General features: G+C 63.0%; 1 protein-coding gene. It reads left to right on the forward strand.

Annotated features, from left to right (window positions below; translation table 11 throughout):
- The first annotated feature begins 9 nt into the window (after positions 1 to 9).
- Positions 10 to 144: a transporter substrate-binding domain-containing protein gene (locus CVH10_RS23610; RefSeq protein WP_369336007.1), complete on the forward strand. Its 135-nt coding sequence runs from the start codon at positions 10 to 12 to the stop codon at positions 142 to 144.
- The last annotated feature ends 99 nt before the right edge of the window (positions 145 to 243 follow it).

The following is a 243-nucleotide window of genomic DNA, read 5'->3' on the forward strand; positions in this document are numbered from 1 at the left end:
CCGTGCTTCGTGGGCATCGCGAAGAACGAGACGGCGCTAAAGGCCAAGGTCAACGAGATCATCGCCGCGGCCAAGAAGGACGGCACGCTCGACAAGATGTCGATGAAGTGGCTCGGTAAAGCCGCCGGCGACCTGCCTGTATGAGTCCCACCCCCGAAGCAGCTCACTTCGTGTAGCCGCCTCCCCCTCAAGGGGGCAACACCAGTGGCCCGGCGAAGCCGGTTCCACGGTGTTTCTGGAATG

The sequence above is a fragment of the Halomonas sp. ND22Bw genome, assembly GCF_003011945.1.
Lineage (GTDB): Bacteria > Pseudomonadota > Gammaproteobacteria > Pseudomonadales > Halomonadaceae > Halomonas > Halomonas halophila.